Origin of the sequence: Lacticaseibacillus paracasei subsp. paracasei (genome assembly GCF_000829035.1) — a bacterium.
Lineage (GTDB): Bacteria > Bacillota > Bacilli > Lactobacillales > Lactobacillaceae > Lacticaseibacillus > Lacticaseibacillus paracasei.
In genome coordinates, this window is the sequence record NZ_AP012541.1 from 2862838 (window position 1) to 2876352 (window position 13515).

Sequence of the window (13515 nt, forward strand, 5' to 3'; positions counted from 1 at the left end):
TCATCGCGCCCGTGTTTTTCGCCTATCATGATTTTAAACTAAACTACCGATCCAGCCGAAGATGGCGCCCAGATTGCCCAACACCATCCCGATCAGAATCAGGACAAAAATTAGTCGCGTTGAGTTCATATGCTTGCGACCCAGAATCCAGTATGAGAACAAGGCAATTGCTAGTGGAATCAGTGCTGGCATAATTTTATCAAGCATGTCTTGCACATTCATCGTGACCTTGCCGACTTTATAGGTCAGGTCAAGCTTGTAGTTGATAACCGCCGGAATCATCGCGCCAACAACCGTTAACCCAAGGATAGAAGCACCTTCCGTGAAAGTCGCCATGCTATCCGCAAAGGTTGTTGCCAGCCGGGTCCCTTGTGACAAGCCAACTTGGAACAATTTCCAGCGAACCCATAAAATGACCAAGCAACCAATGACCGGAATGAGTAACCCGATTGGTTGATTCGACAAAGCTAGATATGCGGTGATCGAATAGATAATCGCATTGTAAATTGCCACGAAAATCGTATCACCGACGCCAGCGAACGGACCCATCAAGCCAGTTTTCAGACCAGTGATCGCTTTTTCATTCTCATCGTTCATTCCCAACTGATCCTGCAAAGCAACATCCGCGCCGACAATTAAGTGTGCCATTTGCGGCGTGGTGTTGAAGAAGCCCATTTCCATGTTCAGGGCTTGTTTCATTTTCTTAGGATCGTCTTTATACAACCGTTTCAAAGCTGGCATGACAGAGTAGGCATAGCCAAGACCTTGCATTTTTTCGTAGTTCCATCCCAATTGCAGACCCAACACGTTTTGAATGAAAATCTGCTTGAGATCTTTTTTAGTTATCTTATTTAATTTCAGTTCAGACATCGATCTCGACCTCCTCATCGGAATCATCGCCGCCGTTGCTGCCGCCATTGTTATGGTTGCTTGGGCCGTGGTTATTCGATTCGTTGCGCTTGCGGTCGTTGGCATCTAAAACATGTAGTGCCGCGAAGACGAAGCCAACCAGCGCTGTGCCCAGCAAGGAGAATGTTTTCGTGAAATAAGCCATTAAAACAAATCCGAGAATGAAATATGGAAAATAGCGTTTGAGTGGCAGATACCGCATCAGGATCGCGATCCCCATCGCTGGTAAGATAATCCCGGCTGTTTTCAAACCAACCATCAACCATGCTGGGATCCAAGCGTTGATCGCTTTAACAACCGCGGAACCGAAGAACAAACCAACGAAAACCGGTAGCATTCGTGAAACTGTCCACGGAATAATCCCGTAAAGGTTATTGCGCTCAACCCCTTTATAGTCGCCTTTTTCAGCTAAGCGGTCAGCGTGATGTTGGAAAATTGTGTTCGTCATCCGCGCCAAAATATCCATTTGTGTCAGCAGTAAGCCGATTGGAATCGCCAAGCCAATTCCATAAGCCGCGCCCCGACCCGACATGATCGCAAAGGCACTGCCCATGATGGATCCAGAAAGAAAGTCAGGAACGGTTGCACCGCCATACGTTGCAACCCCCAATGTGGCTAATTGCAGCGTTGCGCCGACAATCAAGCCGGTTTTGAGATCACCCATAACTAGACCAGTTACCGCCCCGCCAAACACTGGCGAGAATAATCCGATCTTAACAGACAATGCATCAAGTTGTGCAATGCCCACATAGATCGTCAAGAAAATAAGTGCAAAAGCAGATATTGACATGATCTTTCCCCTCCCTAATAGGATGTCATGAATCAAGTCAATTATGCCGCCATATGAAACTGTATTTCAAGTATTTGCGTAAGAATAATTGACATTGAAATTTAGTTTCTTAAAAAAACAGCGTCAATACGGGTGTACCATTTTCTAAAAAAAGGCTTACTTCATATGAGACACAGCAGCATTCTTCTGTACTACAACAGGTAGCGGGCGCATCTTATTTCTTAAAAAGAATTTTTTGAAATTAACCATCATGACGATGCTTTCTCAGTCCACTTTGTACAGTTTGCCGAAAAAAACGCCGCCTCATGGACGAGGTTAGTAAGCCTGTTATTGTAATTGGAACTTTAACACCACCGGATTGTGATCGGAATACTGGAAACCTGTCGAAACGACATGCACACTTTCAGCTTTAATATTAGGCGAAAGAATATAGCCATCGATTAACGTCACAAAACTTTTACCCGGTTGATACGGTTGATCCAAGGCTCGAACTGACGGCACGGCAGCCTTGGCCAAGCCCATGGTCGGGATATGAAAACCTGCAGGGAGTTTGGACTTCGGGAAAAGATGGGTCCACGTTTCATCAAGATCTTTTGTGTGGAAGATTTCAGCGGTATTTTTTAACAAGCGATGATTGTAGTCGCCAGCAACCATCACATAATTACCTTGCTGATACGCTTGTTCGATATATTTAAACAACTTGGTGAACTGTGCCTGCTGAATCTTGACGTTCGGTGTGAATGCTGACATATGAATGTTGACCATGACGAATTGTTTACCATTCGCCACCGTGGTTTTGGTTGCCGTAAAAGCTCGGTCCAGATCAATGATTTTGTTAAAATCAGTGTCCACTGGCAAACTGTAGCGCCGGGAGCTATCGACCTTGGCTTTACTTAACGTTAGAATACCGGACTTCGCTTTGCCGATCGGTTGGGTGAACGGGTAGAACAAGTAAGCCGAATCATAATTCTGACCGTATATATTGGCGTATTGTTGCTGCGCCCCAGTGACCATCTTCACTTCATTCACATGTTGTGATCGATCACCATCCGGATCAATTTCCTGATAGAAAGCAACATCAGGATTTTGCGCCTGCGTGGTTTTGATCACACCATTAATGCTGGTACGCACGGACTTTTTACTGTAGGCTCGCGAATATTTGCCGCCATCCATGAAAAAACTATAACTTGGCGGGTAGGAACCATACCCGATATTGTAAGTCATCGCCGTATAAGTCTGGCCCGGTTTAAACTGCGTACTTTGTTGGTTCTTCACTTTTAGCGCCTGATCATCAGGCACGCGATAATAAGTGGTGAATAAATAAATCAAATATCCGCCGGCGGCCAACAACAAGACACCGAGAATGCCGCCAACCCATTTCAAAATTCGTTTCACCGTCGTTCCTCCCAAAATAGTTGTTTTGCTTATTATAGCAGTTGTCTTTTCCTCTGAGACCAGTACTATGAGGATAGACTTTTTTATAAAAAGGGGATCGCCATGTCGACTGAAACTGACAGCATTTTAGCTGCTTTCGAAAAATTCAACACCATTATTATCCATCGTCATATTAATCCTGACCCTGATGCGATTGGCTCACAAACCGGATTAGCCTTGCTGCTGCGTGCCGCTTATCCTGCCAAAACCATCTACACAGCGGGACCGGCCGCCCCCGATTTAGCTTGGATCGGACCACAACAACAAGTGTCCGCTGAAGCTTACACTGGTGCGCTCGTCGTTGTGATTGATACTTCTAATCGCGAACGCATTGCCGGTGATCATTTTGATCAAGGAGCGATGCTGATCAAAATTGACCATCATCTGGATGAAGATCAGCTTGGCACCATCAACTGGGTTGACACCCATGCTTCCAGTGCATCAGAGATGGTGTGGGACTTAGTACGTCACAGCCCACAGCTGCAACTCACCAAAGCAGCCGCCACAGCACTCTACGCAGGCATTATTGGTGACACTGGCCGTTTTCTGTATGATTTAACAACCGCCCGCACCCACCAAGCTGCTGCTGACCTACTTGCAACCGGCATCGATGCCGCCGCAATTGGCCGTCAAGAAGACCAGTTCCCGGAAAATGTTGGCCGCTTGATTGGTTGGGCCTTAGAAAATGTCAAAATCACTGACACTGGCGCCGGATCGCTCCTCATCACAAAGGCCCTGCTCGCCCAATTTGGCCTTGCGTATGGCGAAGAACAGCGCGCAGTCGGCAATATCGGCAAGCTAGCCAGCATTGATCGCTGGGTGGTCTTCACCGAACGAACTGATGGCAGCTATCGGGTTGAACTCCGCGGCAAAACCAAAGAAATCAATACGCTGGCCGTTCAACACGGTGGTGGCGGCCATCCGCTGGCAAGCGGCGCCGTGGCAGATAATGCTGCTGAACTTCATGCTATTGAAGAGGAACTTGCATCGTTATAAGGTGTCCTGAAGAATGGTAATGGCCCAGACGAATGATCTAAACCCCAAAGCCAGAGCGTTGCCTCATTTCTAATGGATAGCTGTTGTGATAACGACTGGTAGACTTGGTTTTCAAAAAATACGGTAAAATATTAGAATCGAGGAAAAGTTGACACGTACTAGTGTGTTTTCTACCTTGTCAGTCAACAAATCCATGATATAATGACTTTGGTTTAGAAAAACTTTTACGGTCACATCACAATAGCCGTTTCCCCTGTACGGGAAACGGCTATTTTTTTCACCCGCTGCGATAAATCGTGGACGACGGGCGTGTGGGTTGAAGGCAACTGCAAAGACTATCGCCGATCATTCAACCTATGTTCGAGCAGCAGGAGTACCACTCCCACAATGAGCGGGGCGATAATCTGATTTAGAAAATCAATCACGGTCACACCCCCCTCCCAGGGCAGTTGCCATGTTTGATTATAGCAAAGGTTGTGGGACAGACATAGATAAAGAGAAACTATAACGAACGTTTTTTATCCATTTAGTTTAAAAACGTTGCTAATATGTTCCTATTCCTATCTAATTTTATCCCTATTAATTCTTTTTTGCTAAAACAATAAATCGGTCTTCAAACGTTGTCACGCTACCTTGGCTATCGATGATCTTCTGAAGTTGATGCAACTGCGGCATTACTTTTTTTACATCAAAATCCGGAAACTCCCATGGAATAACCGTGGCATAATAAACAATTGCGCCAACATCAGTGAAATTCATTTTCACAAAGGCCGCGTCTGATTTCAGAATCTCGAAGCCCGCTTCCCGCAACTCGGTCATAACTTGCGGTAAATTATTATCTGGAAAAGCTGGTACATAGTTGGCATTCAAAAACCGTGACAGACTGTAATTATTAGTTGCGCCGACTTGTTGTGAGATAAAGAGACCATGCGGCCGCAACACACGGGCAATGTCGCGTATCGGCAAACCGCCGTGACTGTTGGTGACAATGTCAAAATGCTCATCAGGAACCTGCGCCAATCGTTCTTCTGGATCCGGATATAGCGTAACGCCTTGCGGTACCAACGTGCGTTTTAACAGATCAATATTAGGTTGCCAACCTTCTGTGACGGTTGTTTTTTCGACAGGATGCTGAAAAGTCTGCATTAATTCACCACCGCCTGTGTCCATATCGAGCCACTCATCACTTGGCTTCAAATGTCGACGAACCCAGGCCGAATAATTCCACGGCAGTTCTTCGGTTTGGCAACGTCCCTTTAAATGGCTAAAGTCCCAGCCACGCATGGCCTGTTGACTTTCAGCAAGCCACTCTGATTCGATTGTCTGCATTGTGTCATCCCTCTTCATCACGTCGTTACACCAGCGTTTTCATGAGGTCAGTTTACCACTATACCCAACCATCTTCGCCTTAATCGCCGCTCGTCACTTTAATCCCAATGATCCCAATCACAAGCAGTGCGATGAAGAACCAAGTCGCTGGTTGCAGTTGATCTTTAAGCAGGACCACACCAACAATAATCGATCCGACAGCGCCGATCCCGGTCCAAACCGGGTACGCCAGACTTAATGGCAGATGTTTAACGGCAAGGGCCAAGAACCAAAAACTTAAAACCATCCCGGCCAAAGTCGCTAACGTAAATCCCAAACGACTAAAACCATGCGACATTTTCATAAAAGTTGCCCAAACGACTTCAAAACCACCTGCTAAAACTAAATAGAACCACTGCATGAATGTGTCCTCCTCGTATCATTTTGCAGCCTCAAAACAAAAAGGCGACAGTATACGCAACCGCTGCATTGACCTAATGCGGTTGCGATACTGTCACCCGGTAGTGACTGCTATTTAAATAAATGTTGATGTTATTTTTTCACATATTGACAACTGCGTCAAGGAAATTGCTAAAAGTTCCGCGCAATGACCCACAAAATGATGAGTTGCGCAAATGCAAACGACCAAGTAAAAGCCAGCGCCCATTTGCTATGTTCAACAACCATGAGATGCCCAGCAAGATTGCCAATCACCACCAATGCCATTACAAGCCACAACAACGCTCTTGTACGATGGTCGATTGGTCCCTTTGAAGTGCGCATGATCCAGAAAATAATCATTGATGTGATTGAAACACCCAAAAGAACCCCGATGATGTGTACCATAACGCTACCCCATTTCGAGCGCATACCTTAGTTATTTTGCAAAACATTCTATCCGTACTTCTTAACCATATTATGTCTTCACTTGATCCAAGGCACCATTTTAAACAGCTTTGCCAATCAGCAGCTCTGTCCATCCCAGCACAAAACCCGCTCTAATCGCAACATTCATTGATTACACATGGGAGAATTGGGTCCCATAAAGTGGCAAGACATCTTGGCGTCGATGCTGGATTTCAGCGGTTAGTTGCTGTACTAACCGGCTGGCAATGCCTTGGTGACGGAAGGCAGGGTCAAGCAGCTCAACGCCGATCTCCCAACAGTACCTGCCATTTTGACTGGCGCCTGCTACGGCCACGAGGTCTCCGTCTAGTTCGTAGCCAATCCCAAGGCGATCCGGTGCCGCTGGATCATAACCAAACGCCATTTTGATCGCATGATTGGCTTGGTATTTCGGAATCGCATCCGCTTCAATTAAATGCATGCCCGCGGTTAATTGGCGACTTAGCTGGCTACTCGGCACGAAGAAAGGTGCCATATTGGTCACTTTTAACCCAAAATTCCGAAGCAATTCGGTGAGTTGCTCTACGGTTTTCATTTCAAGGAACCACGCCCCGTCTGCCTGTCCAAAAGCATCTGCTAAGGCAGCTGTGACCTCTGGCTTCGTTGTGCGCACCCATAGTCGTCCTTTGCGAATGACAATGTCACCAACATCACGCGCCCAACTGCGGGCAGTCGGCACAGGCGGTCTAGTCACGAAAAGATTTCCTGTATTTTGCAGCCGCGATGCTGGCACTTGCAAATCCAGTGCTAATTGTTTCGTGATAAGTGACATCTCATCCTCCAGATTTAAAATGTTGGGCGTTACTTTTCAAGGGTCTTGCTTAACCATGACACGTTCGCGAATCGTCCCAAACTTGGTCGTATCTTCCATAATCTGATCTGTCACGCTAAAGCCAAAATGCTGATAGAATTTCTGCGCAGATACATTATTATCCAAAACACGAATATAAAACTGGTCAAATTTCTCATGCAGGCGTTGTAATGCCCGCGTCATCATGACAGCACCGACACCTGTGTGTTGAAACTGCGGCAGCACATAAATTGAATAAAGCTCACCCCAGCCGTTAAAATCCGGCAACCGCGCTGGACCAAAGCTGCAAACACCAACAATTTTATCTTTGTCATCAACTGCTAACAGCGTGTCTTGCCAGCGCCGTTCCGGGTGCCAACTGGCCGGTGAGAGGTGCGCCAAAAAGTCATCTGATATGAGTCCGTGGTATGCGTCCTGCCACGTCACGTAGTAAACCTGCCGAATAGCATCAAAATCAGAGCTAGCTGTGGCTTCAATAACCTTCACTTTAGCAGTCATTCTCTTCGCCTCATTTACCGTTACCTTGCTGAGCCAAAATCCAAGTCGCAGCATCCGCCAAACTGGCACATTCAACAAACGAACCCGCCACCTCTTGATAACCTGCATCTCCACGCCCTGTTGCGACATGAATCCCCAAGATGCCAGCATTAATGGCACATTGCATATCAGCCAGATAACTATCACCAACGATCACAGCATCACGATTCGCAAAACGATAGCGAAGATGTGCTTGTGCAATCAGACCGGTCTTAGAGCCTGTTTAGTGTCTTTACGGAATAGCTAAATTTCAGGTATGCTTTGCACAAAAACTGGAGCTAACTATGCGAACTTTTACCCATCGATATGGTAGCGATATTACGCGTGACCAATTTAACCTCATTCGAGCTGATCTTGAAGATGCACGGAAACATACTGCACCAAGACAAATTGATTTGTACGATGTCTTTTGTGCAATGCTGTATACCATGAAAAATGGGTGTACTTGGCGTGATCTCCCGAGTGATTTTCCAAAGTGGCAAACTGTTTATTATTACTGGGTGCTTTGGACAAAACAAGAGAACCCAATCGAGATGGCCCTATTAACCAGGGTTTTAAAAAAACTGTCGCTTTCCTACGATTTAGCCAAGGCCGGTCAACTAGAACTTCGTTCCTGATACTGGATGCTCAAAGTGTTAAAAACACGGACACAGCAGAGAATTCAGGTTATGATGGCGGCAAAAAGATTAAAGGTATCAAACGGACATTAGCTGTTGATAATCAAGGATTGCCCCAAGGAATTCACGTCACCACTGGTGACGTATCTGATCGTGACGCTGCTAGTTCGCTATTGATGTTACATGCAGATCAATTTGACCTTGTCCAGCGAATCATGGTTGACGGCGGCTATACGGGAGATAAGTTTGCCAGCTTAGTTGGCAATAGCATCGGTGCAGATGTCATCATTGCCAAGCAAAGTGATTTAAAGCATGGCCATGTAACCCCACAACGTTGGGTGATTGAGCGAAGCTTTGGCTGGCTAGAAAAATGCCGTCGCCTCTGGAAAAACTGCGAACGCAAGCTTCACACTAGTACAATGATGATAACGTTAGCCTTTCTTCGCTTCATGCTCAAAAGACACTAAACAGGCTCTTAGGTTTTCGACATGGACATCCAGCGTTCTCAGCATGTGGACAAATAAAGGCATCAGAACATCCCATTTCAAGTAACGAGATGCGCAGCGCGGCTTCGTCCAACTGACCAGCAGCAATTTTTGTCTGATTCGTCAGCGCAAAAACTTGCAACCCAGCCATTCGCAAAGATCGGATGGCCGCCACACTGCCGGGATAAGGTTCGAATTGATGAATCGCCATAAAATGACCGTCCCCGCCTATGGTGCCATCGCGATCAATGAAAACTGTCTTGATGACCAAGTGTGAGGCTCCTTTCAGTCGTATCAAACAACTAATTCCATTGAATTGCTTTCATTATATGTCAGTGATGCGTTTCCAACCATCCGAACATTTCCGTAGATCAATATCATCCCCACATGGTTCATGGCGTGTTTTTTTAAGCGACACCTTGATAATTGACTTTAAAATGCAAGTGCTCTATATTCCTTGTTATTAGTTCAAAAAAATAAACCATTAGTCGAGGAATATGTCATGACCAAAACCATGGAGGCCGCGCTTATCACGCATTATAAACAGGCTATGCCTGAAATTCAAAATGTCCCTTTACCCACTGTGCGACCAAATGATGTTTTGGTGCGCATTGTGGCAGCAAGCATTAATCCAATTGATCTCAAAACGAAAGACGGCAAGCTGCGACTATTATTAAAATACCAGATGCCATTGATTCTTGGCAGCGATTTTTCAGGTATCGTCACAAAAGTCGGAACCAACGTGACTCGTTTTAAAGTCGGCGACGCCGTTTTTGGCCGACCACAAAAAGACCGGATCGGAACATTTGCAGATTTTCTTGCGATTGATCAACACGATATTGCTTTGAAACCCAGTCGGCTGACATTTGAAGAAGCTGCCGCCTTACCCCTTGTCAGTCTCACCAGTTATCAAGCGCTACACGACTTGATGCACTTAACGCCTGGTCAAAAAGTTCTGATTCAAGCCGGAGCCGGTGGTGTCGGTACCGTCGCGATTCAAATTGCCAAAGCCCTTGGTGCAGAGGTCGCCACCACCACGAGTAGTCAGAATATCGCTTTTGTTAAATCACTAGGCGCCGATCACGTCATTGATTATCACCGTGTGCCATTTCAGGATGTTCTGTCGGACTATGACGGCGTTTTTGACACACTCGGCGGCACCAGTCTTGCGAATGCGTTCCAAATCGTCAAACCCGGCGGCATGATTGTCAGCGTCTGGCATCCCTGATGAAAAGTTTAGCGATGCTTATAACGTCCCTATTCGGAAAAAAGTAGCCTTTCGCTTGGCAAATCACCATATCAGCAAGATCGCTCGAAAAACCGGTGTCTCCTACCGTTTTCTATTTATGCATCCCAGCGGATCAGAACTTAAAAAAATAAGCGAGTTTGTCGGAAGTGACAAGCTACGCCCCATTATTGATCGGATTTTCCCTTTTGCTGAATTACCAAAGGCATTTGCCTATTCACAGGCTGGTCACGCCAAAGGAAAAATCATTTTAAAGCTGGTCGATAACCCTAACTCACTTTTGCAGGTATAAATCGCGAAATTGTGCAATCTCACCTGCCGATAGCTTGAGTCCTTCGCGCAAGTATTGCTGAAATGACCCAAATTGCTGATCAATTACTTGAAAATAACGCCTCAGATAATCCGCATCAACTTTCAGGGCTTCTCCGATTGATTTTAACTGTTGATCAGTAAAACCCCGTTCTTTGAGTCCAGCAAGAATCTCTTCATTGGCGACTGTGCGCTCAGCATTGGTCTGAAGATAATCGGCCATGATGTCTTGCTCGCTCACGTCCAGTATTTTCAAAATCAATGCGGCGCCAACGCCAGTGCGGTCTTTGCCTGCAAAACAATGGAAAATGGTGGGTTCGTTTGGGCGCAACAAACCTTGAATAAACTGGCGATACCCAGTCTTGGCCGAATCACTCAGCGCTAACTGCTCATAAGTCGCCAGCATATTTTCATGAACATTGCCCTTCTCTGTAATCATGCGCCCAAGGCTAGCATTATTGGCGGTCGCATCCTTGAGAATGTCCAACACGGCATAGTCCGCCCCTTCCCACACTGTGTCCGGAAATTCCGTCCGCTCGTCGTCACTGCGCATATCCACAATGTGCTTAATTCCTAGCGTCTGACCAAGGTAGTGACTTTGATCATCCTCTAATTCAAAAAGCTGCCCAGAACGGAAAATCAACCCATCCTTCACCATTTGACCGTGGGCGTTCTGGTACCCGCCTAGTGACCGGAAATTTGTAATCTTTTTCAACGTCACGATGCCCCTTCCTGTTGCTGCGACGAAGACGATGATGCCGTTTGCTGATGTGGAAATTTTTCTAGCCGATAAAGCTGTTCTTCGTCCACCGTTTCGTGACCTTTTTTAAAGGTATAACCCATGTGTCGGTAAAAATTTACAGCAGTGATTGACGCCGGAATCTCAACACGCTCCGCCTGTCGAAAATAGACATCATGCTCCAACGTGTGAATGATAAGCTCTCCTATTCCGCGTTTTTGATACGTTGGCAACACAAAAATATCAAAAAGACTATATTCAGTTGTACTGCCCCAGTACGACCCAATCGCACCAGTACCAACGATGCGATTACCGTCATGAACAATATAAAAATGAGTCTGCTCGGCTTTGTCTAAGAAAAATTGCGGCGACATTCGCTTAATCGTAGCTTCAAGATAAGCTGATGAATAATCTTGGCTATTGGAAATGTTTAATGTGGTGGCAACAACTTGTGCGACTTCTGCTGCATCTGCTGGTCGAAATCGGCGAATTTGAATCATAACTGATCACCTCACGAAACAATTTTGGCTTTATCAAGTTGTGACTAATTTATCACACTTATTCATCCATTAGGGAAATATCGTTATGTTTCACCGTGGTTGTTGCCAGACCAGGACGTCTTCTAATTGTCCAGTTGTCTCATCCCGATCTTGCTTTAAAAGCGTAAAGCCATGTCGACGGTAGAAACGAGCTGCGCCTATGTTCTTCTGATAAACCGCTAACGTCAGCTTAGGATAGGTCTGTTGCAGTTTGGCCATCAACGCTGCCCCCACGCCTCTTCCGCGGGCCTGCTCATCAACAAAGAAACCAGCAATGTAGTTATCTTGCAGGCCACAAAAAGCAATGATGTCATGATCACGCTGATCCTGAACAAGCCAAAGTGTTGCCTTGCTAATCTGATCACGCACCAGCGGCACATTTCCAGTCCAATAGTCCGCTGGGATAAAATCATGGGCCTGCAAATTACCTTGTAGCCAGATCGCCATAATTCGATCAAGTTGCGGGGGTGTTGGCTGGGTTACTAGTTGAATCGTATAAGTTGTCATCTTAACCTCTGAATTCACTGTTTTCATGTGAAACTTTAGCTGCATCGTAACTTCAAGCCATCAGTGCCGCTTTTAACCAATTGCTGTCACATTCGCACCTTTTTTCCCATTAAGCAGTTGCGAAAAGATGTCGTACCGATGAAGGCGCGGTGTTCTCGAATCGTACTGTAGCCCATCGCCTTAAAAAACGGCTGAGCGGTGATCGAAACATAAGCTGTATACTGCGATGACCCGACTCGTTGCTCAAGTGCCGCCACTAGTCGTTTGCCGACCCCTTCACGCTGATGCGCCGCACTGACGTAAAGCCGATCCAAGTAGCCATCAGACGCCATGTCAGCAAACCCAATGATTGTCTCGGCTTCATCCAATGCTACCAGCGCCACGTGTTTCATGAAGCTGGCATGCCACGCCGCAAGCGATCGCTCATGGCCAGCCCAAACGGCAATCTGATCAGCGGTATAGTCTTTCGCGTTGATTTTTTGAACGGTGTCTCTAAAAAGCGCCAAGGTAGGTGCAGCGTCACTTGGCTGGTAGGATCTGATTATCAACAAACGACTCCTTTTTGATAGGCACTTTGGAGCGGTGTGGCGGCTGGCAAGCCGATTGCCTGCTTAGCTTGGGCGAAAAATGTTTCTGGTGTCATGCTCAAAACCCCGTTTCTTCTTGTCAATATCAAATCCAGCTGATTGGCTTACTCGGCTGTCAACTAAAAACCAGTCGGCGATCCTCACGTTGTCCCTATTTATGATAGGGACTGCCAATATTAATCATAAAGGCTCGATAAATCTGTTCCATCAAGACTAAGCGCATCAATTGGTGCGGCATGGTCAACTTGCCAAAACTCAAAGTATCATTGGAACGTTTCATGACTGCAGGCGACAAGCCCAGCGACCCACCGATCACGAAAGTAATGTCGGAATGCCCATAGGTTCCAAGATCGGCGATTTCTTTCGCGAAAACTTCGGATGGCCGCTGCTTGCCTTCAATCGCCAAAGCAATAACCCATTCCTTATCCTTAATTTTGCCTAAGATACGGTCGCCTTCTTTAACTTTCACATCAGCCATCTCAGCCTCGGAGAGATTCTCTGGGGCTTTTTCATCGGCAACTTCAACGATCTTAACCTTAGCGAATTTATCCATGCGCTTTAAGTATTCAGCAATGCCGTCGCGAAAATACTTTTCCTTTAATTTACCTACGCCAATGATCTTAATGTTCATGTTGGTATGATCTCCCATAGTCTCGTTGTTTGACCGATTTTTTTCTGTTTCAAGTATACCAGACGTTCTGGGTCGACCAGCAATGCATCCAACAACAAACTGGTTGGGATCGTTGAGAGCTGATGTAGGGACGCCCAACAAAAACAAAACGGCTAAGCCGCTCG

General features: G+C 46.2%; 14 protein-coding genes and 4 pseudogenes. 3 read left to right on the forward strand and 15 right to left on the reverse strand.

Annotated features, from left to right (window positions below):
• Nucleotides 1-33 precede the first annotated feature (33 nt).
• From LBPC_RS14055 to LBPC_RS14065, 3 genes are all read right to left on the reverse strand, one after another.
• Nucleotides 34-870, reverse strand: coding sequence for a PTS system mannose/fructose/sorbose family transporter subunit IID (locus tag LBPC_RS14055; protein WP_003568131.1), 837 nt, complete (start codon nt 868-870; stop codon nt 34-36).
• The gene (locus tag LBPC_RS14060) at nt 863-1699 is read right to left on the reverse strand and encodes a PTS mannose/fructose/sorbose/N-acetylgalactosamine transporter subunit IIC (protein WP_003568133.1); all 837 of its coding nucleotides are present in this window, start codon (nt 1697-1699) and stop codon (nt 863-865) included. Before LBPC_RS14060 ends, LBPC_RS14055 begins: the two co-directional genes overlap by 8 nt.
• Nucleotides 1700-2026: 327 nt before the next feature.
• The gene (locus LBPC_RS14065; RefSeq protein WP_003568135.1) at nt 2027-3094 is read right to left on the reverse strand and encodes an endonuclease/exonuclease/phosphatase family protein; all 1068 of its coding nucleotides are present in this window, start codon (nt 3092-3094) and stop codon (nt 2027-2029) included.
• Between the two features lie 102 nt (nt 3095-3196).
• On the opposite strand from LBPC_RS14065, the gene LBPC_RS14070 reads away from it, so the two are divergent.
• Nucleotides 3197-4129, forward strand: coding sequence for a DHH family phosphoesterase (locus LBPC_RS14070; RefSeq protein ID WP_003662450.1), 933 nt, complete (start codon nt 3197-3199; stop codon nt 4127-4129).
• Nucleotides 4130-4708: 579 nt separating this feature from the next.
• On the opposite strand, the gene LBPC_RS14075 is transcribed toward LBPC_RS14070, so the two are convergent.
• The 6 genes and pseudogenes from LBPC_RS14075 to LBPC_RS14100 form a co-directional block, all read right to left on the reverse strand.
• Nucleotides 4709-5458 carry a class I SAM-dependent methyltransferase gene (locus LBPC_RS14075; RefSeq protein ID WP_016365311.1) on the reverse strand — a complete coding sequence of 250 codons (750 nt, stop codon included), beginning with the start codon at nt 5456-5458 and terminating at the stop codon, nt 4709-4711.
• Nucleotides 5459-5537: 79 nt separating this feature from the next.
• Nucleotides 5538-5858, reverse strand: coding sequence for a DMT family transporter (locus LBPC_RS14080; RefSeq protein ID WP_003662448.1), 321 nt, complete (start codon nt 5856-5858; stop codon nt 5538-5540).
• A gap of 170 nt (nt 5859-6028) precedes the next feature.
• Nucleotides 6029-6283, reverse strand: a complete 255-nt coding sequence (locus tag LBPC_RS14085; RefSeq protein ID WP_003568143.1) for a hypothetical protein — start codon at nt 6281-6283, stop codon at nt 6029-6031.
• Between the two features lie 100 nt (nt 6284-6383).
• Nucleotides 6384-7115 (reverse strand): annotated as a pseudogene (locus LBPC_RS14090) (GNAT family N-acetyltransferase).
• Between the two features lie 36 nt (nt 7116-7151).
• Nucleotides 7152-7652, reverse strand: a complete 501-nt coding sequence (locus LBPC_RS14095) for a GNAT family N-acetyltransferase (protein ID WP_003662443.1) — start codon at nt 7650-7652, stop codon at nt 7152-7154.
• A gap of 10 nt (nt 7653-7662) precedes the next feature.
• Nucleotides 7663-7905: pseudogene (locus tag LBPC_RS14100) on the reverse strand (HAD hydrolase-like protein); the annotation flags it as partial.
• A gap of 70 nt (nt 7906-7975) precedes the next feature.
• Between LBPC_RS14100 and LBPC_RS14105 the strand changes: the two are divergent.
• Nucleotides 7976-8775 (forward strand): IS5 family transposase gene (locus LBPC_RS14105; RefSeq protein WP_371859054.1). Its coding sequence is split into 2 segments (ribosomal slippage): nt 7976-8255 and nt 8255-8775, totalling 801 coding nucleotides; the frame shifts between segments, so codons are not numbered across the junction.
• A 4-nt stretch (nt 8776-8779) separates the two neighbouring features.
• On the opposite strand, the pseudogene LBPC_RS14110 reads toward LBPC_RS14105, so the two are convergent.
• Nucleotides 8780-9064: pseudogene (locus LBPC_RS14110) on the reverse strand (HAD-IIIA family hydrolase); the annotation flags it as partial.
• 231 nt (nt 9065-9295) lie between these two features.
• Here LBPC_RS14110 and LBPC_RS14115 point away from each other — a divergent pair.
• Nucleotides 9296-10331 (forward strand): annotated as a pseudogene (locus LBPC_RS14115) (NADP-dependent oxidoreductase).
• Here the strand turns inward: LBPC_RS14115 and LBPC_RS14120 are convergent.
• From LBPC_RS14120 to rlmH, 5 genes are all read right to left on the reverse strand, one after another.
• Nucleotides 10314-11069, reverse strand: a complete 756-nt coding sequence (locus LBPC_RS14120; RefSeq protein ID WP_003585954.1) for a tyrosine-protein phosphatase — start codon at nt 11067-11069, stop codon at nt 10314-10316. The pseudogene LBPC_RS14115 and the gene LBPC_RS14120 overlap by 18 nt on opposite strands.
• Nucleotides 11066-11587 (reverse strand): GNAT family N-acetyltransferase, encoded by a 522-nt coding sequence (locus LBPC_RS14125; protein WP_003576872.1) that lies wholly within the window; start codon nt 11585-11587, stop codon nt 11066-11068. Before LBPC_RS14125 ends, LBPC_RS14120 begins: the two co-directional genes overlap by 4 nt.
• Before the next feature lie 90 nt (nt 11588-11677).
• A complete protein-coding gene (locus LBPC_RS14130) occupies nt 11678-12178 on the reverse strand; it encodes a GNAT family N-acetyltransferase (protein ID WP_003662438.1) in 501 nt (166 codons plus the stop codon).
• 41 nt (nt 12179-12219) lie between these two features.
• Entirely contained in the window at nt 12220-12681 is a 462-nt protein-coding gene (locus tag LBPC_RS14135; RefSeq protein ID WP_003662436.1) for a GNAT family N-acetyltransferase, read from the reverse strand.
• Nucleotides 12682-12871: 190 nt separating this feature from the next.
• Complete coding sequence (rlmH, locus tag LBPC_RS14140; RefSeq protein WP_032781151.1) at nt 12872-13351, reverse strand: 23S rRNA (pseudouridine(1915)-N(3))-methyltransferase RlmH; 480 nt, start codon at nt 13349-13351, stop codon at nt 12872-12874.
• Nucleotides 13352-13515: the final 164 nt, after the last annotated feature.

What these genes read in the sequence shown, in the direction of transcription:
- LBPC_RS14125 (WP_003576872.1), bottom strand. Translation starts at nt 11,587, where the DNA reads ATGATTCAAATTCGCCGATTTCGACCAGCAGATGCAGCAGAAGTCGCA.
- rlmH (WP_032781151.1), bottom strand. Translation starts at nt 13,351, where the DNA reads ATGAACATTAAGATCATTGGCGTAGGTAAATTAAAGGAAAAGTATTTT.
- LBPC_RS14060 (WP_003568133.1), bottom strand. Translation starts at nt 1,699, where the DNA reads ATGTCAATATCTGCTTTTGCACTTATTTTCTTGACGATCTATGTGGGC.
- LBPC_RS14095 (WP_003662443.1), bottom strand. Translation starts at nt 7,652, where the DNA reads ATGACTGCTAAAGTGAAGGTTATTGAAGCCACAGCTAGCTCTGATTTT.
- LBPC_RS14055 (WP_003568131.1), bottom strand. Translation starts at nt 870, where the DNA reads ATGTCTGAACTGAAATTAAATAAGATAACTAAAAAAGATCTCAAGCAG.
- LBPC_RS14070 (WP_003662450.1), top strand. Translation starts at nt 3,197, where the DNA reads ATGTCGACTGAAACTGACAGCATTTTAGCTGCTTTCGAAAAATTCAAC.
- LBPC_RS14130 (WP_003662438.1), bottom strand. Translation starts at nt 12,178, where the DNA reads ATGCAGCTAAAGTTTCACATGAAAACAGTGAATTCAGAGGTTAAGATG.
- LBPC_RS14085 (WP_003568143.1), bottom strand. Translation starts at nt 6,283, where the DNA reads ATGGTACACATCATCGGGGTTCTTTTGGGTGTTTCAATCACATCAATG.
- LBPC_RS14080 (WP_003662448.1), bottom strand. Translation starts at nt 5,858, where the DNA reads ATGCAGTGGTTCTATTTAGTTTTAGCAGGTGGTTTTGAAGTCGTTTGG.
- LBPC_RS14075 (WP_016365311.1), bottom strand. Translation starts at nt 5,458, where the DNA reads ATGCAGACAATCGAATCAGAGTGGCTTGCTGAAAGTCAACAGGCCATG.